The organism is Microbacterium sp. 22242, from assembly GCF_052045495.1.
GTDB lineage: Bacteria > Actinomycetota > Actinomycetes > Actinomycetales > Microbacteriaceae > Microbacterium.
Genome location: NZ_JBQEOZ010000006.1, coordinates 212,879 through 232,368 on the forward strand (window position 1 = coordinate 212,879; position 19,490 = coordinate 232,368).

Genomic DNA, 19,490 nt, shown 5'->3' on the forward strand with positions numbered 1-19,490 from the left:
ATGGGATCGGATCTCCTCGAGATCGACGGCGTCGCGCTGTCCTCCCGGCTGATCATGGGCACGGGCGGCGCGCAGAGCCGTGCGGGCCTCGCCGCGGCCCTGGACGCGTCAGGCACCGAGCTCACCACCGTCGCGATCCGCCGCCACGACCCGTCCGCGGACGGGTCGCTGTTCCGGCTGCTCTCCGACCGGGGCATCCGGCTGCTGCCGAACACCGCCGGCTGCCTGACCGCGCGGGAGGCCGTGCTGACCGCCGAGCTGGGCCGGGAGGCGCTGGGCACGCACTGGGTGAAGCTCGAGGTGATCGCCGACGAGGACACGCTCCTCCCGCACGGAGCCGAGCTCGCCGCGGCGACCGAGCAGCTCGTGGCGCGCGGCTTCTCGGTGTTCGCGTACACGAACGACGACCCGGCGCTCGCGCGTCACCTCGAAGAGCTCGGCGCGGTCGCCGTGATGCCCCTGGGCGCGCCGATCGGCACGGGGCTGGGGATCCTCAACCCGCACAACATCGCTCTCATCGTGGAGCGCGCCACCGTGCCGGTCGTGCTCGACGCCGGCATCGGGACGGCCTCGGACGCGGCGCTCGCGATGGAGCTCGGCTGCGACGCGGTGCTGCTCGCGACGGCGGTGACCCGGGCGCAGGATCCGGTGGGCATGGCGGGCGCCTTCCGGCACGCCGTGATCGCGGGGCGGCTCGCGGCGACGTCCGGCCGGATCCCGCGGCGCACGCGGTCGCTGGCCTCGTCGCCGATGGACGGGCGGCCCGACCTGTGAGCGGGATCGCCGCGGACCCCGGGTCCCTGCCTGCGCTGGTCGCGCCGGCGGCGGCGCTGACGGACGAGGAGGCGGACCGCTACTCGCGGCACATCCTGCTTCCCCGGTTCGGCGCGACGGGCCAGCGTCGGCTGAAGAACGCCCGAGTGCTCGTGGTCGGCGCGGGCGGGCTCGGCTCGCCGGTCCTGCTGTACCTGGCCGCGGCGGGCGTCGGCACGCTCGGCATCGTCGACGACGACCGCGTCGAGCCGAGCAATCTGCAGCGCCAGATCGCGCACACCACCGCGGACGCAGGCCGGCTGAAGGCCGAGTCCGCGCGCGACGCGATCCTGGCGCTCAATCCGCTGATCCGGGTGGAGACGCACCCGTTCCGGCTGACCGCCGGCAACGCCGTCGACCTCTTCGGGCGCTATGACCTCGTCGTCGACGGCGCCGACAACTTCGCGACGCGCTACCTCGTCGCCGACGCGGCGGCGGCCGTCGGCATCCCGTGCGTGTGGGGCGCGATCCTCCGCTTCGGCGCCCAGGTCAGCGTCTTCTGGGAGCCGCACGGCCCCGGCTACCGCGACCTCTTCCCCGACGCGCCACCCGCCGGGGCTGCCCCGTCGTGCGGCGAGGCGGGCGTGCTGGGCATGCTCTGCGGTGCGGCCGGATCGGTGATGGCGGCCGAGGCCGTGAAACTGCTCACCGGGATCGGCCGGCCGCTGATCGGCCGGCTCTCGATGTTCGACCTCGCGGAGGCGCGCTGGCAGGAGCTGCGGATCGTGCGCGATCCCGCGCGCCCGGCGGGCACGGCGCCGGATCCCGATCCCGCGCTCGTCTGCGCGGCGCAGGATGAGGCACGACCGCTCAGCGCCTCGCAGCTGCGGGCGCTGCTCGCGGAGCGCTCCGCCGGACGGACGGCGTTCGCGCTCGTCGACGTGCGCGAGGCGGAGGAGTCGGCACTCGGGCAGATCCCGGGGTCGCTCTCCGCGCCGCTGAGCGGTCTCTCACCCGAGACCGTTCTCGACGGCGTGCCGCGGGACGGCCGCGTGGTGCTCTACTGCAAGGCCGGGGTGCGCGCCCGCGCCGCGGCGCGGATCCTGCGGCAGGCCGGCTACCGCGACCTGGACGTGCTCACCGGCGGCATGACGGGCTGGTCGCCGGCTACGCGGTGACCTCGACGGCGGATCCCGGCGGGGCGAGCAGACAGGCCCTGGCCGCGACGAGCTGCTCCACGCCCTCCAGCAGCCGGGCGGCGCCGGGACGCTCGCCGGCCGCCGAGCCGTCGTGCACCAGCACGCTGAACGCGGCCATGGTCAGGGCGACGGCCGAGATCGCCTCCGCGTCCTCCGTGCGCTCACGGACCAGGGCGACATACTGCTCGCGGATGCCGCCCATCCACTGCGCGAAGGCCGGCATCAGCTCCGGCCGGCGCATCACGAGCGCCTTCATGCGCTTGCGCTGCTGGGCGTCGTCCATCGACGCGCCGATCAGGTCGCACAGGGCCGGCACCAGCTCGCCCTCGGCCGCGCGGAACGCCGCAGCGGCTTCGGGCGAGACCGCCGTGTCGGGGAGGTTCAGGGCTGCCGCCGCCTTGGACGGGAAGTAGTTGAAGAAGGTGCGCGGCGACACGTCGACCGCTTCGCAGATCTGCTCGACCGTGGTGCGGTCGAGCCCGTTCTCGTCGATCAGGCTGAGCGCGGCCTCGTGCAGGGCCTGCCTGGTCTGCTGCTTCTTGCGCTCGCGCCGCCCGCAGGTCTCCGCGTGCGTGTCGGCCGCAGCCTCGTCGATGTCCGTCATCTCACTCTCCTCCAGGGCCGAGGCCGGGATCGCCCGCCCCGGCTCCGCTCAGGCCCTGTGGGTCCTGATGGTCCCGGTCTCGGTCAGTCCGGCCTTGTCCGCCTGCTCCTGCAGGGCGGAGCGGGCGCGCAGCGGCGGAACCCGGAAGAACCAGGTCAGCACGAACGCGAGCAGGATCACGCCGAAGCCGACCCAGTAGAGCACCACGACCGACTGGATGAAGCCCATCATGAACGGCTTGGTGAGGCGCGCGTCGGCGCCGGTGAGGAAGGAGGTGTCGTTGACGCCCCCGTTCGATCCGGAGCTCTCCGCGCTCTTCTCCTTCTTCGCGATCTGATCGTGCAGGGTCGGCACCAGTCTGTCGACCCAGTAGCGGCGCTGATCCTCGTCCGCCCAGTCCACCGCGACCCTGTCGCCCGCGGCAACGCCCCGGTCGAGCTGATCCTGGATGGTCTTCTGGATCGGCGTGACGATCGGGGTCCACTGCTTCTGCATGATCCCGGCGTTCTCCGCCTTGCCGGCGACGGCCGGATCCAGCGCCGCGTCCAGTCCCGCAGTCAGGGTCGCCTTGTCCGCGGAGGCGTGCAGGATGTTCGCGGGCAGCATCGAGAACAGCACCGAGAGCATGATCGCGGTGCCCAGCGTGCCGCCGATCTGGCGGAAGAAGGTGGCCGCGCTCGAGGCGACGCCCATCTCGTGCGGGTCGACCGAGTTCTGGCTCGCCAGCGTCAGCGGCTGCATGAGCTGGCCGAGACCGAGGCCGAGCACGAACATGCCGACGAAGATCTGCCACAGCGGCGTCTCGTACCGGATGAACGTGAGCGCGAGGAAGCCGACCGACGTGAACAGCGTGCCCAGCACCGGGAAGATGCGGTACCGGCCGGTGCGCGCGGTGATCTGTCCCGAGGTGAGCGACGCGATCATCAGTCCGATGATCAGCGGCAGCATCGACAGGCCCGACTGCGTCGGGTTCAGTCCGACCACGATCTGCATGTACAGCGGGATGGTCATCATGGCGCCGAACATCGCGAATCCGACCAGCACTCCGATGACCGTGGCCATCGTGAAGGTGCCGGAGCGGAACAGCTTGAGCGGGATGATCGCGTCGTCCTTCATCAGCGCCTCGATGACGACGAAGCCGACCAGACCGACGAGGCCGGTCGCGTAACAGACGATCGATGGGGCCGAGGTCCAGCCCCAGGTGCGGCCCTGCTCCGCGACGAGCAGCAGCGGGACCAGGGCCACGATCACCGCGACCGCACCCCACCAGTCGATCCGCGGGCCCTTGTGCTTGCCCACCTTGGGCAGGTGCAGGAACGTGATCACCATGAACAGGGCGAACAGGCCCAGCGGGATGTTGATCAGGAAGCACCAGCGCCAGCCGTCGATCCAGAGGATCTGCTTCGCCCCGGCGAACAGGCCACCCACGAGCGGGCCGATCACGGTCGCGATCCCGAACACCGCGAAGAAGTAGCCCTGGTACTTGGCGCGCTCGCGCGGGGCGAGGATGTCGCCCATGATCGCGAGCGGCAGCGCCATCAGCGCGCCGGCTCCGATGCCCTGGAAGGCGCGGAACGCGGCCAGCATCATCATCGACGTGGAGAACGCGGAGAGCGTGGATCCCAGGATGAAGATCACGATGCCGAGGATGAACAGCGGGCGGCGGCCGAAGATGTCGGAGAGCTTGCCGTAGATCGGCACGGCGATCGTGGACGTGATCAGGAACGCCGTCGTCACCCAGGCCTGCTGGTCGAGGCCGTGCAGGTCATCGCCGATCGTGCGGATCGCGGTGCCGAACACCGTCTGCGCGAGGGACGACAGGAACATGCCGGCCATGAGGCCGTAGATCACCAGCAGGATCTGCTTGTGCGTCATGATCGGCGCGGACGCGCGTGAGACGACCGGCTCGACGGCGTCGATCGTCTCGACGGTGTCTGTGGCGGTGGACATAGAGGTCCTTCCGTGGTCGGGGCGGAACGGCGCAGCTGCGGCCGAGGACTCCATCGATCGACACGGGCGCGGCAGGGCCGCAAATCTTGCAACCCTGCAATCTTACATGCTTGCAAGCTTTCCTGCATGCACGAATGCTCAAGAGAGCGTGGGAGGCCACCGCGGAGTTGCCTCGACAGCGGAGGAGCGCGTCGACCGGGCGCCGGTCTGTGGGTGCTGCCAGCCCGAGGCGACACGGAAAACGGCGCGCGGCGCGCACGGTATCGGCCGACCGCCGAAGAGAAACGCGAGACGCGCCGCGCGAGCGCGACGAGGGCCGTCTGGCCGCGGCCAGTCCGCGGGGCGATGAGATCGTCGTCGATCGCGTCGCCGCACTCGCGGTTGCGAGGGGAGATTCCGGCGCCCGGCGGGGTTCCCATCGCCGCCGGGCACCGGACTCGCGCGTGGGGCGCGAGGAGCCGGGCGGCGTTGTGGATGCTGGGGACTGTCCGACCGCCCGTGCGACCGCTGGGACCACGGGCGCGAGACAAAGATACCACCTGGATCTGACATCTGGTATCTGGAATTTCAATTCGATCGAGCGAGTACCCTGGATGTCAGGAGCCTTCCGATCGGAACGGCCCGAGATGGATATCGAGCTGGGGGCGTTGTGCCTATTCCCAAGGGAGACGATCTTCCCTCCCGCACACTGATCCGCGACCGGGTCTACGCGCAGATCAAGGACGCGATCCTGGACGGCACGCTGCGGCCGGGGGAGCGGCTGGACGACGCCGAGCTCCTGGAATGGCTCGGCGTATCGCGCACGCCGGTGCGCCAGGCGCTGTACGTGCTCACCGTCGAAGGGCTGGTCGAGACGTCACCGCAGTCGTACACGCGCGTCGTCATGCCGAAGCGCGAAGACGCGATGGAGTATCTGCGGGCGATCGGCGTGCTCGTCGCCGGCGTCATGGACCTCTCCCTCCCGGCCGCCGACCCCGCCGACATCGATCGCCTCATCGAGAGGATCCGGCACATTTGCGACGCGGTCCGTCGCGAAGACCTCGAGGCCACGCTCGCGGCGTCCGACGCCTACCACTCCGAGCTGCTGAAGCTGTGCCGCAACGTGCCGATGCGGCGCCTGGTCGAGCAGAGCGGGATGTCGCTGGCGTACTACGTCGTGGCGGTCTACCGCTCCCTCGCCGTCGACTGGGAGAGCGTCCTGGCCGGATACGAGAAGATCATCGCCGCCCTCGAGCACCGCAGGATCGAGGAGGCCGCCGCCGTCACCCGATCCCTCTTCGGGGTGTCCGGAGTCGGTCGTCCGATCGTGACCTGAGGCGATCCCCGGTTCCCGCTCCGCGGTTCCGACCGGATGCGCGCACCCCGCTCATTTCGGCTGCTCGCCGCAGTTCGGCGTCGGCGCGACCCCGTTCCAGCGGTCCAGCGTCCACTGCTCGAGCTGCGGGGTGAGCGGCGAGTCGGCCGCGACGAGGGACACGTGCCCGAGCCCGGGGAAGGTGCGATAGTCGATCGGCACGCCGGCGGCGCAGCGCGCCTGCACCCACGCGTCCTGGATCGCCGGCTTCACGAGCGGATCCGCGAGACCCTGCGCCACGAGCACGGGGGCGGGGAACGGCCCGGTCGGCTCCTGCTCCTTCAGCTTCTGCCCGAACGGACCGCTGAGCAGTGCGTTCGGGAAGATCTGGTTCGGCACCTGACTGCCGCGAAGGATCGCGGCGAGACCGTCGCGGCCGTCGAAGCAGAGGTTCCCGATCCGGTCCACGGGGCCGACGGATCCGGGCGTCAGGTGCGCGGAGACGTGGAGGGACGGGAAGACCTGGTCCCAGGTCGCGGCGATGTAGGCCGACACCGTCTTGCCCGCGGTCTCCGTCTTGATCGCCTCGGCGAGCCCGTACAGGTTCGCGGCCGGTGCGAACGCGGCCACCCCCTTGACGGTGAACTCGGGGGCGTAGGAGGCCGCGATCTGCCCCGTCCAGAGCGAGCCCTGACCGCCCTGCGAGTGCCCCCAGATCACGGTGTCGGTCGACACGTGCAGCGCGGAGAAGCCGAGCACCGCTTTCGAGGCGTCCCACACGTTGCGCGCCTCGGCGTCGCCCACGAGATAGGGGTGCGGGCCCTTCGTGCCCAGCCCGATGTAGTCGGAGGTGACCGCGACCCAGCCGTGCTTCGTCACCATGTCGACCATCGCCGTGCCCGCGCCGTCCGCGAAGGGCTCCGCGCTCAGCGAGGGAGCGCAGCCGGGGACGACGCCGGTCGTGCCGTGCGAGACCGTCAGCAGGGGGAGCGGATCCGGTCCGGGATCGGCCGGGGCGAGCACGGTGCCGCTCGACACCGCCGGCGTGCCGTCCGGGTGCGTGGTGGTGTACAGGATCCGCCACGCCTTCGCCCCGGCGGGCACGCCGACGGTGAGCGGCTCGGTGCGGATGAGCACCCCGGGCTGGGACGGCACGTGCGCGGGCGGGGAGTAGAAGGCGTCGGGCACCGGCAGCGGCGTCCCGCCCAGCAGCGAGCCGCTGCCCACCGCGGCGGCCACCGCGAGCACGAGCGCGAGGCTCACCGAGATCGTGCGCACCCAGCGCAGCCACGGCCTGCCCGTCCGGACGCGCACCGCGGGCGAGCGCCGGAGCAACGCGCGCACGACGAGCTGGACACCGGCGAACACGAACCATGCGCCGACGCCGAGCCGGAACACGACGAGCGTGAGCACCGGCCAGAACACGGTGATCGCCGCGACCGCGAGTGTGGCGAGAGCGGCGATCACCGCGGTGACCCGCTGGTCCGCGCCCGGCCGGAACGCGCGCACCGCCGTCGCCACCGCGAACCCGACCAGCGCCACGCCGATGATCGCCGACAGCAGCGGCGCACCGGCCTCTGGCCAGAGCGCCATCCCGGCGCCGAGCAGCACGAGCAGGAAGCCGATGACGCGCGCGACGATGACCGCGGCGGCGCCGGAGCCTCCCGTGCGGTCGCCGCCGCCTTCCCCGGGCGGCAGCAGGAGCGCGATCCCCGCCAGGAGGATCCCGATCCCGGTGACCACCGCGATGGTCTGCACGGTCATCGACACCAGCAGGAACACGACGCCGACGGCCGCGATCGCGATCCCCAGGACGACCCGGAGGGGCGTGCTCAGACGGGCGATGCCCGCGGCTGCGCGGGTGCGGCGCGAGGGCGCTGCCGCACTCGACGGGGATGCTGGGGCGGGCTCGTCAGGAACCACGGCGTCTCCTCCGGTTCGCGCCGTCGTGGCGTCTGCCGCCACCCTAGCGGGATGCGGAACCGCGCGGAGGGAACGAGGCGACACGCGCGTCGATCAGGACACCGGCCCGAGGGTCGACGGCGGGCCCGGTCCACCGGGCCCGCCGCCCGCCGTTACTGCGCCCCGCCGCCGACCCCGACGGCGAGCACGAGCAGCCCCGGTGTCTTGCCGTCCGCGTAGGGCGGCAGCGACGGCAGCGTCACGTAGGCGACCTGCTTGGCTGCGTCGAGGGGGATCGTGCTCTCAAACAGGCTGAACGGACCGTTCCCCTTGCCGGTGGGCGTGTTCCGGTACGCCATCTTCGCGAACAGGGTGTTCCCTGACGCCGGCTGGTTGTAGTAGTAGTCCCCGGCCGCCAGGGTGAAGGTGCTCGTGGATCCGTCGGTGTAGGTGACCGAGGCGGACCCCGACACGGGGGTGGGGTAGGCGTTCACCCCGAACAGCACGAGCCCGAGCGAGCTGCCCTGCCCGTGCACGGCGATGCTCTGCCCCGTCGCCCAGACCGCGTTCTTCTCGCCCGGGGTGAACTGCGGCCAGGTGTATGCGACGGACGCGCCCTGCACGGTCGCCCCCGGGGCGATGCCCTTGACCCGGAGCAGCTCGTTCGAGGACAGGCTGCTGCGGCTGAGCGCGAGGTCGCCGGTGTACGGTGAGGCGCCGTCGGCCGTGATGGCCACGTCGTTGTAGGCCGCCTCGAGCGAGGCGTACAGCGCGTGCACCTGCGCGTCGGCCGAGACGGTGCCGAGCACGCCGTCGGCGGCGGACACGGTCGCGGTCAGCGTCGCCGTGCCGCTCTGCGCGTCGGCCGGCGGGGTGACCGTCCAGGACAGCTCCGCACTCGCACCCGACTTCAGGCCGTCGGGCACGGTCGTCTGGACTGGGGTGACCGTCCATCCGTCCGGCGCCTGCAGCGACGCGGTCGCGCCGTTGGTGGGCTTGGCGCCCCAGAACGTCGCGGTGGCGTGCACGGTGACCGGCAGACCGGCCGCGGCCGTGACGGACGGCATCCGCAGCACCGCCGACGGATCGGTGTGGGCGCCGACGGCCTGATCCGCGCCCAGGTTCACCGGACCCGTCCCGGGGACGGGGACGCCGTTGATGTCCCGCCCGCCGTTGTCCGCGACCGCGACACCGGCGCGGAAGGCCGGCGAGAACTGGCGCAGCCCGAGACCGCCGAGGTCGTCGAGCCCGGCCGGCTTGTGCGTCTCCTCCACGAATCCCGGATCCGTCGACAGGCCACCCGGATTGGTGGTGCCGTCGGCATTCGCCGGCACGCCCGTGACACCGATGAAGAGGTTGTGGTCGAACGACAGTCCCGGCCCTCGCACCTGCACGCCCATGGGCGCGCCGCGGTTGACCATGATGTTGTTGCTGAACGTCACGCCGCGGCTGGTGCTGTTGTCGTCCTGCAGGAAGTACGTCGGCGTCGCATGCTCGTCGACGATCGTGTTGTTGTAGATCCGGGTGTCCTGGATGTTGCCCGGGCAGAGCTGGAACACCCGCGCGGCATCGTCGTAGCTCATGTTGTAGCGGAACACCGTGCCCCAGGTGCGCGCGCCCGAGTACGGGCACACGAGCAGCAGGCCGCCGGCGTTGTCGTGGCTGTAGTTGTACTGGAAGACCGTGTTCTGGGATCCGCCGTCCGCGTCGAACGACATCCCGTCGTGGCTGTTGCCGCCGCCGGACACGTCGTTGTACTGCACCAGGGTGTCGTCGGCGTTGAACGGCCAGATGCCGGCGTTGGCCACGTTGGAGCGGAGCTGGAAGCCCGCGAGCGTGTTGTGCTCGATGACCGCGCCCTTCGTGGTGTCGACCTTGATGCCGTCGCCCGCGATGCTGGTCATGGTGTTGCCGGCGATGACGACGCCCGTGCTCGGCGTCCAGGGTCCGAGGCCGCTGGTGTCCTGCGAGCCGACCTCGGGGCGCTTGTTCCAGGTGGACTTGAAGTAGATGCCCTCGCGGCCGACGTGCGTGATGGTGTTGTCGCGGATCTGCAGCCCGTCGATCCAGGTCGCGGTGGTCTGGCCGCCGATCCCGATCTGGATCCCCGCGGATCCGTTCAGCCCCTTGTTGTCGTCTCCCATCACGTCGTGCACGTTCAGCCGCTGCAGCACGTAACCGCTCGCCTTCCCGAAGTCGGTGAGGGAGAGGCGGATCCCGTTGCGCTGGGTGCCCGGCGACGCCGCGTTGGTGATCTCCAGATCCTGCACCGTGATGTGCTCGATGTCCTTCAGCAGCACCGCGTCGTGCGCGCCGGCGCCGTCGATGACGGGCGCCGCTCCGGTGCCGTATGCGCCGATCACGATCGGTGCGTCGGCGGATCCGGATCCGTGCGGAGTGAGGGTTCCGGTGCACGTCGTGCCGCGCGCGAACAGCAACGAGTCGCCGGGCTGCAGCGCCAGGGCGTTCACCTCCGCCAGGGTGGTGAACGGATGCTCGGCGCTGCCGTCTGCGCCGGCGTCGTCGGCACTGCAGTCGACGCGGTGCTCGGTGCCCGTCGCGGCTGCGGCCGGCAGGGCGCCCCAGCCGGCGAGCGGAAGGGTCAGGGTCACGGCTCCCACGAGGAGGGCCGCCATCCGACGTCTCCTCCCGGGTGCGGCAGCCGGTTGTACGTGTGACGTGCGGGGCATCGCGTTCCTCCTCGAATGCGGTTATGCGCACTTATGCTCGCCGGAACGCGCACTCTCGTTCAACGATGCGATCGGATTCGCACACGTTCGCACGCGAACAGAGCGTGCCGATCGGAATCGTCACCGCACGGAGGGCGGCCCGGATCAGTTCTTGCCGTTCTGCGGCGGATGCCCCGCGTCGCGGTCTTTCCCCGGCCCCTTGCCGGCCTTCTGCCCCTGACCGCCGTTCTGAGCCTTCTGACCCGGACCTCCCGGCTGCGTGCCGGAATCCGAGCTGACCACTGTTCCGCCGCTCGGCTCCTGCGTCCCGTTGCCCGGCACGGGGGAGGGCTGCGGCGTCGGGGTCGTGAGGGACGCCTCGCGCGGCGGGGACGGCACGGACTGACCCGAGGCCCAGAGCCCGCTGAGCGCGGCGCCGCACACGACGACCGCCGCGATCACCCCCAGCACCCCGGCCCGGAACCGGGCGGGTCGTCTCCGCTCGGACGAGGGCACAGCCGCGGGGGCGCTCTCGGCGGTGTACTCCCTGGTCGATCCGGCCGCGTTCGGCGGTCCCGCCTCCACAGGAAGGGCTCCCGCCCCCGGAGGTGCGGAGCCCGCCGGGTCGGACGGATCATCGCCCAGGAGCGCCGCAGCGCACGCCACGTCGCGCGCGGCCGGGCGGTCGGAGGGATCGATCCGCGTCATCCAGGCGACCAGGCTCCCCCATCCCGAGCCGATGGACTCCGGGATCTCGGGGGCCTCGGTGAGCCGGCGCAGCGCGGTCTGCACGCTCCCGCTGGTGGGGAACGCCGGTTCCCCGGTGAGCGACTCGAGGAGCACGAGCCCCAGGGAGTACACGTCGACGGCGGGGGTGAGCGCCGCCGACCGCACCTGCTCCGGGGCCATGTATGCCGCCGTGCCGACGGCGATGCCGGGCGAGGTGCGGCGCGCATCGTCGGGGCCGTAGGCGATCCCGAAGTCGGTGAGCTTCGCCGTCCACCCGCCATCGTTCGGAAGCGGCGCGAGCAGCACGTTCGACGGCTTCACGTCGCGGTGGATGATGCCGGCGTCGTGCACGGCCTGCAGGGCGCCGGCGAGGTCGCACGCGAGCGACGCCGCTTCCCCGCGGGAGAGCGGTCCGTGGGTCAGCCGCGTCGCCAGGGTCGGCCCGTCGACGTACTCCATCGCGAGGTAGCGGGGGTGGGTCGGATCCAGCCGGGCGTCGTACAGCGTGATCAGGGACGGGTGGTTCAGAGTCGCGAGGAGCGCCGTCTCGCTCTGCGCCCGCTCGGCGCCCGCGGGCACGTCCTCCGCGGAGCGCAGCAGCTTGATCGCGACCGTCCGGCCCAGCACGAGGTCCTCCGCCCGGTAGACGACGGAGGTCCCGCCTCGCCCCACGCACGGTCCCAGGCGGTATCGACCGTCGAGCAGGGCCTCGGTTGACTCCGCATCGATCGTGCTCATCGATCACTCCTGACCATGCGGTTCGGGGGCCGCACGGAGGAAACGGTAGGTCGGCGGACGCCCGAGGTCTTCCGCCTTGACGTCGCCCTCGAAACCTGCAAGAGAGGCGGTCGGCCATCCGGAGAATCGGCACCGGAACGCGGAAGAGGCCGGATCCCGAAGGATCCGGCCTCTTCCCGAACGGTGCGCGAGGGGGGACTTGAACCCCCACGCCCTTGCAGGCACTGGCACCTGAAGCCAGCGCGTCTACCTATTCCGCCACTCGCGCATGTCGGTCCTCGCGAACCAACCTCCCGAGAATATCACGGCCGCAGCGCGGCCTCGAACCACCCGTCCCCCGCGCGCGCCGAACCGCGCCGGTCCGGGCCGTGCCGGCGCCCCGCCGCGGAAATCCGCGTCATCCGGGGGATCATTCAGGGCAGGTGGCTACGATGTCCCTACCGATCGGTGAGCCATGGGAGCCCAGTGGGACTACTAGACAGCTTTGAGAAGGGTCTCGAGCGCGCGGTGAACAGCGCGTTCGCGAGGACCTTCCGCAGCGGCATCCAGCCCGTGGAGATCGCGTCGGCACTGCGCCGCGAGATGGACACGAAGGCGGCCGTGGTCAGCCGCGACCGCATCATCGTGCCGAGCACGTTCGCGGTGCACCTCAGCGGCGAGGATGCGACCGCCATGCACGGCCTCGGCCCCGCGCTCATCGACGAGCTGCACGGCCTGGTCAAGGATCACGCCCGCGCGCAGGGCTACAGCTTCGCCGGTCCGGTGGACATCTCCCTCGAAGCCGACGACAAGCTCGCGACGGGCACGGTCCTGGTCGACTCCGCCGCTGCGCAGGATCGCGCGCGCGTCACCTGGCAGGCGGTCCTCTCCACAGGTGGCACCCGCTATCCGCTCACCAAGGCGCGCACCGTGATCGGGCGCGGCAGCGACGCCGACATCACGATCAACGACGCGGGATCCAGCCGCAAGCACGCCGAGGTGCTCTGGGACGGCGATCACGCGATGCTCCGCGATCTCGGCTCGACGAACGGCACCAAGCTGAACGGTCAGCGGGTCCGCGAGGCGCAGCTGTCCAGTGACATGGTCATCACGATCGGACGCACGGAGCTGACGTTCCGGATCGTGCCGGTCTCGCAGGCCCCTCGGGGCGGCCGTGGCGACGACGCCACCCGTGCCTTCGGGGTGAATCCATGAGTGGCCTTCGTCTCGCTGCGCGCGCTCAGGAATCGACGGGGGGCCTTCGGCATGAGTGAACTGACGCTGCTCCTGCTCCGCATCGGCTTCCTCGTGCTGATGTGGTTCTTCGTGTTCGCCGTGGTCTATTCGCTGCGCGCCGACCTGTTCGGCGTGCGCGTGCGCAAGCTGCCGGACGCCCAGGCGGCCGCAACGCCCGCCCCCGCGGCGAGCGCCGCTGCCGCCGCGAAGCCGAAGGCCGCACCGCGGAGCAAGCCGGGCGGCCCTGCGACGACGAGCACGGTGTCCAAGCTCGTGATCACCTCGGGACCGAAGGCGGGGCTCGAGGTGCCGCTGGGCACCGAGCCGATGTCGATCGGGCGCTCGAGCGAATCGGGCCTCGTGATCCGCGACGACTACACGTCCAGCCACCACGCGCGCCTGCTGCTCTGGGGCGACCAGTGGATGATCCAGGATCTCGACTCGACCAACGGCACGTTCCTGAGCGGTGAGCGCGTCGGCGCTCCCGTCGCCGTCAGCATCGGCACGCCCATCAAGGTCGGCGCCACGACGTTCGAGCTGCGGGCGTAACCGCGGCCATGGTCTTCGAGGGCTCGAGCGCCGCGATCTCCCACACCGGGAAGGTCCGCTCCAACAATCAGGACTCCGGCTACGCCGGGGCGAACCTGTTCGTCGTCGCCGACGGCATGGGCGGGCACGCCGGGGGCGACGTCGCCAGCAGCATCGCGATCCACCGCCTGGAGAACCTGGACCACGCCTACCCCTCGACCATGGATGCGCAGGCGTCGCTGCAGGCGGCGGCCACGACCGCCGCGGGCGACATGATCCGCGCCGTGAAGGACCGTCCGGAGCTCGCCGGGCTGGGCACCACGCTCGACGCGATCATCATGGTCGACGACTACGCCGTCATCGGCCACATCGGCGATTCGCGCATCTACCTCTACCGCGACGAGACGCTCACCCAGATCACCACCGACCACACCTTCGTGCAGCGCCTGGTCGACTCCGGCCGGATCACGCCCGAGGAGGCGCGCTACCACCCGCGCCGCTCGGTGCTCATGCGCGTGCTCAGCGACATGGACGCGGATCCCGAGCTCGACATGTTCGTCATGCCGACCCTGCCCGGCGACCGCTGGCTGCTCTGCTCCGACGGCCTGAGCGGCGTGGTCGACGAGGCGCACATGCTCAAGTCCCTGCGCCTGGGGATGGCCCCCGGTCGCACCGCGGACGGGCTGCTGAAGTTCGCGCTGGACGGCGGCGCTCCCGACAACGTCACGATCGTGATCGTCGACGTGGGCGGGCAGCACCCCGTCGTGAGCGGCACCCCCACGATCGTGGGAGCCGCCGCCAACCCGCAGGGCGTCGTCGTCCCGGCCGCCCGCCCGGCGCGGCCCAGCTGGCTGCACCCGGTGCGGCAGGCCGCCAACGAGCCCACGCACTTCGAGCCGGCGGCGGACTATCTCGAGGAGCTCATCGAAGAGGATCACCGCAGGGCCGTGCGACGCCGCTGGGCCTGGATCGCGGGCTTCGTGATCGTGATCGCCCTCATCGCGGCCGCGCTCGCCGGCGCCTACGCGTGGACCCAGACCCGCTACTACGTGGGATCGCGGTCGGACACCGTCGTGATCTATCAGGGGATCCAGCAGGATCTCGGCCCGATCTCGCTCTCGCACGTGTACCAGGACACTGGGATCGAGGTCTCCGACCTCCCCGCCTTCGTCCAGTCCCAGGTGCATCAGACCATGGGGGCGAGCTCGCTGCAGGACGCGCGCGGCATCGTCGAACGGCTCCGCGCCTCGATCCCGACGGGGAAGACACCGTGACCGCGACCGCTCCCACCGCCGACATGAACGCCGACACCAGCGTGCTGCGCGCGCTGCGGAAGATCCGCGGTCCGCAGACCCAGCGCAACCGCGAGTTCTGGCTGCTGCTCTTCGCCGTGCTGATCGCCGGCGCCGCACTGACTCTCGTCCAGCTCGGCGCCCTGCGCACGATCGACCCGATGATCCTCATGATCGGCGGCGGGCTGGCCGTGCTCGTGTTCGCGCTGCACATCGTGCTGCGCTTCGTCGCCTCGGACGCGGATCCGTTCGTCCTGCCGATCGCGACCGTGCTCACCGGCGTCGGCATCGCCGAGATCTACCGGATCGACATCGCGATGAAGCACACCGGCTGGCTCGCTTCCTCGAACAAGCAGCTGGTCTGGATGGCGATCTCGGTGATCGGCACGATCGCCCTGGTCGTGTTCCTGCGCAACTACCGCGTGCTGTACCGCTACACGTACCTCTCCGGCCTCGCCGGCATCATCCTGCTGCTGCTGCCGTTCGTGCCGGGGCTGCGGATGCCGGACGCGAACGCGGACGTCTGGATCTCGATCGGCATCTTCCAGTTCCAGCCGGGCGAGCTCGCGAAGATCTTCCTGGCGATCTTCTTCGCCGGCTACCTGGTGCGCACGCGCGAGAGCCTGTCCTCGGTGGGCAAGAGGTTCCTCGGCATCACCTGGCCGCGCATGCGCGAGCTCGGGCCCGTGATCGTGGTCTGGGTGATCTCGCTCGGGATCATGGTCGCCGAGCACGACCTCGGCACGGGCATGCTGATCTTCGGCATGTTCATCGTGATGCTCTACGTCGCGACCGGCAAGACCAGCTGGGTGCTGATCGGCCTGCTGGGCGTGGCGGCGGGCGTCGCGATCGCCGCGCAGTTCCTCACCTACGTGCACGGCCGTTTCGACGCCTGGCTGAACGCCTTCGACCCGAAGCTCATCGAGGCGAGGGGCGGCAGCTTCCAGCTCGTACAGGGCATCTTCGGCCTCGCCCACGGCGGGCTGCTCGGCACCGGCCTCGGCCAGGGCCGCCCCACGGTGACCCCCGTGCCGGAGAGCGACTTCATCATCACCAGCCTCGGCGAGGAGATCGGTCTGATCGGGCTGTTCGCGATCCTCTGCCTGTACATGGTGTTCGTCTCCCGCGGGCTCAGGATCGGCGTCGCCGGGCAGGACGACTTCGGCAAGCTCCTCGCGGTCGGCGTCTCGTTCACGCTCGGACTGCAGGTGTTCATCATGGTCGGCGGCGTCACCCGGGTGATCCCGCTGACCGGCCTGACCACGCCGTTCCTCGCGGCGGGAGGATCCTCCCTCGTCGCCAACTGGCTCATCGTCGGGCTGCTCATGCGGATCTCCGACGGCGTGCGCCGTCAGCCAAGGGTGGTGATCGGATGACCAAGGAGCTGCGCCGGATCAGCATCCTCGTGCTGGTGATGTTCCTCGCCCTGTTCGGATCGGTGAGCTGGATCCAGGTCGTGCAGGCCGATTCGCTCGCCCAGAACGACGCGAACACCCGCACGCGGCTGGACAGCTACGAGATCCAGCGCGGATCGATCATCGCGGGCGGCGCCCCCATCGCCACCTCGACGCCCACGAACGACATGTACTCGTTCCAGCGCGTGTACACCGATCCGCAGATGTGGTCGACCGTCACCGGCTTCTACAACCCCGCCCTGGGCAGTGCGACCGGCATCGAGAAGGCCATGAACAGCGAGCTGAGCGGCACCGGCAGCACGCAGTTCCTGTCCTCGATCGAGCGGATCGTCTCCGGCCAGCCGCAGAAGGGCGCTAACGTCGTGCTGAGCCTCGACCCGAAGGCGCAGAAGGCGGCCTTCGACGCCCTGCAGGGCTACCAGGGGGCGGTCGTGGCGATCGAGCCGAAGACCGGCCGGATCCTCGCCATGGTCTCGACCCCCGGCTACGACAGCAACACGCTCGCCGTGCACGACGCCGACAAGGCCACCGCGGCCTACGACGCGCTGCAGAACGCGTCCAGCAACCCGCTCTACAACCGCGGCATCGGCGGCAACCTGAACCCGCCGGGATCCACCTTCAAGCTCGTCGTGGCCTCGGCCGCCCTGGCGTCCGGGAAGTTCACGATGCAGTCGACGTTCCCGAACCCGGCCGCGTTCACCCTGCCCGGCACCAGCACCGCCGTGCACAACGCCTGGGGCGGCACCTGCCCGGCGGGCGACGGGCAGACCGTGTCCCTCGCCGACGCGATCAAGTTCAGCTGCAACATCCCGATGGCGGAGCTCGCGGCGCAGCTCGGCGACGACACCATCCACGCGATGGCCGAGAAGTACGGATTCAACAAGTCGTTCACGACGCCGCTGAAGTCCACCCCGTCCAGCTACCCGACCGGCCTGGACGCCGCGCAGACCGCGCTGACCGGCTTCGGCCAGGGCAAGGTCATCGCCACCCCGCTGCAGATGGCGATGGTCTCGGCCGGGATCGCCAACGGCGGCGAGGTGATGAACCCGCGGATGGTCGACCAGATCCTGGGCGACGACCTGTCCGTGCAGAAGCAGTACGACGACACCGCGTTCGGCCAGGCGATGAGCGCCGACCAGGCCAAGGCGCTGACCGCGGCGATGCAGGCCTCCGTCTCAGGCGGCGCAGCGCAGGGTGCAAGAATAGACGGAGTCGACGTGGCCGGGAAGACGGGCACCGCGGAGAACGGTGACAGCAACCCGTACACGCTGTGGTTCACCGGATTCGCGCCTGCCACCAACCCGGAGATCGCTGTTGCGGTCGTCGTCGAAGACGGCGGCGGGCAGGGTCAGTCGGGTTCGGGCGATGCGATCGCGTCGCCTATTGCCAAGAAGGTCATGGAGGCGGTGCTGAACAAATGAGGCCGACGCAGGGTGTGCATTTCGGCGGTCGCTACGAGCTCCAGTCGCGGATCGCGATCGGCGGCATGGGCGAGGTGTGGGAGGCGACCGATCACGTCATCGGACGGACGGTCGCGATCAAGATCCTCAAGGACGAGTACATGGGGGACCCCGGGTTCCTCGAGCGCTTCCGCGCGGAGGCCCGGCACGCCGCACTCGTGAACCACGAGGGCATCGCCAGCGTCTTCGACTACGGCGAGGAGAACGGATCCGCGTACCTCGTCATGGAGCTCGTGCCCGGTGAGGCGCTCTCCACGATCCTCGAGCGCGAGGGATCCCTCAGCGCCGACAAGACCCTCGACATCGTCGCGCAGACCGCGTCGGCGCTGCAGGCCGCGCACGCCGCCGGCCTCGTGCACCGCGACATCAAGCCGGGCAACCTCCTCATCACGCCCGACGGCCGCGTCAAGATCACGGACTTCGGCATCGCCCGGATCGCGGACCAGGTGCCGCTGACGGCGACCGGCCAGGTCATGGGCACGGTGCAGTACCTCTCGCCCGAGCAGGCCTCGGGGCACGCCGCGTCCCCGGCGACCGACATCTACTCGCTCGGCATCGTCGCGTACGAGTGCCTGGCCGGCAAGCGTCCGTTCACCGGTGAATCGCAGGTCGCGATCGCGATGGCGCAGATCAACGACACCGCGCCGCCGCTGCCGTCGACCGTGCCGCAGCCGGTGCAGAACCTGGTGATGGCGATGATCGCCAAGAAGCCGGCGGATCGCCCGTCCTCTGCGGCGACCGTGGCGCGGGCCGCGCAGGCGCTGCGCCGCGGCGACCTGAACTCGGCCGCGATCGCGGTGCCCGCCGTCGTCGCGGGCGTGGTCGGAGCGGCCGCCGCCGCGGGTGGCGATGCCGCGATGACGCAGCTGCTCGGTGCGACCCAGGGCGCCACCACGATCATGCCGACCACGGCGCAGATCCCGACCGAGCCCGACCCGGCGCCGGAGAAGCGGAAGAAGCGCAGCCCGTGGACCTGGCCGCTCATCGCGCTCATCGTGCTGCTGCTGCTCGTGCTCGCAGGAACCCTGTTCGCGCTGTTCGCGAACCAGAAGGCGCCCGCCACGTCATCGACGACCACCAGCCAGTCCACTCCGCCGCCCCCGCCCAAGCCGACGCCCACGCAGACGGTGACCCGTGTGGACGTCGATGCGCTGGGGCTGACCGGCCTCACCTGCGATCAGGCCGTCGCGAAGGCGCAGGCCGCTGGACTGGTGGCGAACTGCGGGCCCGGGGACCCTGCCACGTCGGACGACGCCGTGGGCAAGGTCTACAAGGTCGATCCGGTCGGAATGGTCCCGCAGGGCTCCACGCTCACGCTCACGGCGTACGCGGCACGCACCCAGCCGCCGAAGCCGCCGTCCGCTCCCACCGTCAGCGGTGCCGTCGTCGCCGGCGGAACCGTCACCGTCAGCTGGGGTCAGGATTACGTCTGCCCGAGCGGATCGCAGCTCGAGAGCTACACCGTCAACATCAGCGGGGGATCGTTCATGTCGGGGGGCCCGACGTTCCCGGCCGGGACGACGAGCACCGGGGTCAAGCTCAGCCAGAGCGGCGACTTCACGGTCTCCTACTCGGTGAAGTGCGGCGACCAGCAGAGCCCCGACTCCGACGCCCGGACGACGCAGATCCAGTCGGCGCCGCCCGTCACCATCCCGACGCCCACGACGACGCCCTGAGCGGCATCCATCACGACGCCGCAGGAACGATAAGGACGAGGGGGGTCTTCGTGTCGACGACCACGC

14 protein-coding genes and 1 tRNA gene are annotated in these 19,490 nt (G+C 70.7%); 9 read left to right on the forward strand and 6 right to left on the reverse strand.

Annotated elements, in window-relative coordinates; genetic code table 11:
- A complete protein-coding gene (locus ACTJJZ_RS09175; protein ID WP_440720878.1) occupies positions 1-774 on the forward strand; it encodes a thiazole synthase in 774 nt (257 codons plus the stop codon).
- A complete protein-coding gene (gene moeB, locus ACTJJZ_RS09180) occupies positions 771-1,931 on the forward strand; it encodes a molybdopterin-synthase adenylyltransferase MoeB (RefSeq protein WP_440720879.1) in 1,161 nt (386 codons plus the stop codon). The genes ACTJJZ_RS09175 and moeB overlap by 4 nt, the downstream gene beginning before the upstream one ends.
- Here moeB and ACTJJZ_RS09185 read toward each other — a convergent pair.
- Positions 1,921-2,556 carry a TetR/AcrR family transcriptional regulator gene (locus tag ACTJJZ_RS09185; protein WP_440720880.1) on the reverse strand — a complete coding sequence of 212 codons (636 nt, stop codon included), beginning with the start codon at positions 2,554-2,556 and terminating at the stop codon, positions 1,921-1,923. The two genes, moeB and ACTJJZ_RS09185, sit on opposite strands and share 11 nt — an antisense overlap.
- A gap of 48 nt (positions 2,557-2,604) precedes the next feature.
- The gene (locus tag ACTJJZ_RS09190; protein WP_440720881.1) at positions 2,605-4,506 is read right to left on the reverse strand and encodes an MDR family MFS transporter; all 1,902 of its coding nucleotides are present in this window, start codon (positions 4,504-4,506) and stop codon (positions 2,605-2,607) included.
- A 649-nt stretch (positions 4,507-5,155) separates the two neighbouring features.
- On the opposite strand from ACTJJZ_RS09190, the gene ACTJJZ_RS09195 reads away from it, so the two are divergent.
- Positions 5,156-5,821, forward strand: coding sequence for a GntR family transcriptional regulator (locus ACTJJZ_RS09195; RefSeq protein ID WP_440720882.1), 666 nt, complete (start codon positions 5,156-5,158; stop codon positions 5,819-5,821).
- A gap of 51 nt (positions 5,822-5,872) precedes the next feature.
- On the opposite strand, the gene ACTJJZ_RS09200 is transcribed toward ACTJJZ_RS09195, so the two are convergent.
- The 4 genes from ACTJJZ_RS09200 to ACTJJZ_RS09215 form a co-directional block, all read right to left on the reverse strand.
- The gene (locus ACTJJZ_RS09200) at positions 5,873-7,723 is read right to left on the reverse strand and encodes a lipase family protein (RefSeq protein WP_440720883.1); all 1,851 of its coding nucleotides are present in this window, start codon (positions 7,721-7,723) and stop codon (positions 5,873-5,875) included.
- Between the two features lie 152 nt (positions 7,724-7,875).
- Complete coding sequence (locus ACTJJZ_RS09205; RefSeq protein WP_440720884.1) at positions 7,876-10,338, reverse strand: right-handed parallel beta-helix repeat-containing protein; 2,463 nt, start codon at positions 10,336-10,338, stop codon at positions 7,876-7,878.
- Between the two features lie 198 nt (positions 10,339-10,536).
- Positions 10,537-11,838: a serine/threonine-protein kinase gene (locus tag ACTJJZ_RS09210; protein ID WP_440720885.1), complete on the reverse strand. Its 1,302-nt coding sequence runs from the start codon at positions 11,836-11,838 to the stop codon at positions 10,537-10,539.
- Between the two features lie 184 nt (positions 11,839-12,022).
- Positions 12,023-12,106, reverse strand: a tRNA-Leu gene (locus tag ACTJJZ_RS09215).
- Positions 12,107-12,303: 197 nt separating this feature from the next.
- Between ACTJJZ_RS09215 and ACTJJZ_RS09220 the strand changes: the two genes are divergently transcribed.
- From ACTJJZ_RS09220 to ACTJJZ_RS09245, 6 genes are read left to right on the forward strand one after another with little or no spacing between them, the layout of a single operon-like run.
- A complete protein-coding gene (locus ACTJJZ_RS09220; RefSeq protein ID WP_440720886.1) occupies positions 12,304-13,032 on the forward strand; it encodes an FhaA domain-containing protein in 729 nt (242 codons plus the stop codon).
- Positions 13,033-13,083: 51 nt separating this feature from the next.
- Positions 13,084-13,602 (forward strand): FHA domain-containing protein FhaB/FipA, encoded by a 519-nt coding sequence (locus ACTJJZ_RS09225; protein WP_440720887.1) that lies wholly within the window; start codon positions 13,084-13,086, stop codon positions 13,600-13,602.
- 8 nt (positions 13,603-13,610) lie between these two features.
- A complete protein-coding gene (locus ACTJJZ_RS09230; RefSeq protein WP_440720888.1) occupies positions 13,611-14,855 on the forward strand; it encodes a PP2C family protein-serine/threonine phosphatase in 1,245 nt (414 codons plus the stop codon).
- A 23-nt stretch (positions 14,856-14,878) separates the two neighbouring features.
- Positions 14,879-16,249, forward strand: a complete 1,371-nt coding sequence (locus tag ACTJJZ_RS09235; RefSeq protein WP_440720918.1) for an FtsW/RodA/SpoVE family cell cycle protein — start codon at positions 14,879-14,881, stop codon at positions 16,247-16,249.
- Positions 16,246-17,709 (forward strand): peptidoglycan D,D-transpeptidase FtsI family protein, encoded by a 1,464-nt coding sequence (locus ACTJJZ_RS09240; RefSeq protein ID WP_440720889.1) that lies wholly within the window; start codon positions 16,246-16,248, stop codon positions 17,707-17,709. Before ACTJJZ_RS09235 ends, ACTJJZ_RS09240 begins: the two co-directional genes overlap by 4 nt.
- A complete protein-coding gene (locus ACTJJZ_RS09245; RefSeq protein ID WP_440720890.1) occupies positions 17,706-19,424 on the forward strand; it encodes a serine/threonine protein kinase in 1,719 nt (572 codons plus the stop codon). Before ACTJJZ_RS09240 ends, ACTJJZ_RS09245 begins: the two co-directional genes overlap by 4 nt.
- Positions 19,425-19,490: the final 66 nt, after the last annotated feature.

What these genes read in the sequence shown, in the direction of transcription:
- ACTJJZ_RS09225 (WP_440720887.1), top strand. Translation starts at nt 13,084, where the DNA reads ATGAGTGAACTGACGCTGCTCCTGCTCCGCATCGGCTTCCTCGTGCTG.
- ACTJJZ_RS09175 (WP_440720878.1), top strand. Translation starts at nt 1, where the DNA reads ATGGGATCGGATCTCCTCGAGATCGACGGCGTCGCGCTGTCCTCCCGG.
- ACTJJZ_RS09240 (WP_440720889.1), top strand. Translation starts at nt 16,246, where the DNA reads ATGACCAAGGAGCTGCGCCGGATCAGCATCCTCGTGCTGGTGATGTTC.
- ACTJJZ_RS09185 (WP_440720880.1), bottom strand. Translation starts at nt 2,556, where the DNA reads ATGACGGACATCGACGAGGCTGCGGCCGACACGCACGCGGAGACCTGC.
- ACTJJZ_RS09235 (WP_440720918.1), top strand. Translation starts at nt 14,879, where the DNA reads ATGAACGCCGACACCAGCGTGCTGCGCGCGCTGCGGAAGATCCGCGGT.
- ACTJJZ_RS09230 (WP_440720888.1), top strand. Translation starts at nt 13,611, where the DNA reads ATGGTCTTCGAGGGCTCGAGCGCCGCGATCTCCCACACCGGGAAGGTC.
- ACTJJZ_RS09245 (WP_440720890.1), top strand. Translation starts at nt 17,706, where the DNA reads ATGAGGCCGACGCAGGGTGTGCATTTCGGCGGTCGCTACGAGCTCCAG.
- ACTJJZ_RS09210 (WP_440720885.1), bottom strand. Translation starts at nt 11,838, where the DNA reads ATGAGCACGATCGATGCGGAGTCAACCGAGGCCCTGCTCGACGGTCGA.
- ACTJJZ_RS09190 (WP_440720881.1), bottom strand. Translation starts at nt 4,506, where the DNA reads ATGTCCACCGCCACAGACACCGTCGAGACGATCGACGCCGTCGAGCCG.
- ACTJJZ_RS09205 (WP_440720884.1), bottom strand. Translation starts at nt 10,338, where the DNA reads ATGGCGGCCCTCCTCGTGGGAGCCGTGACCCTGACCCTTCCGCTCGCC.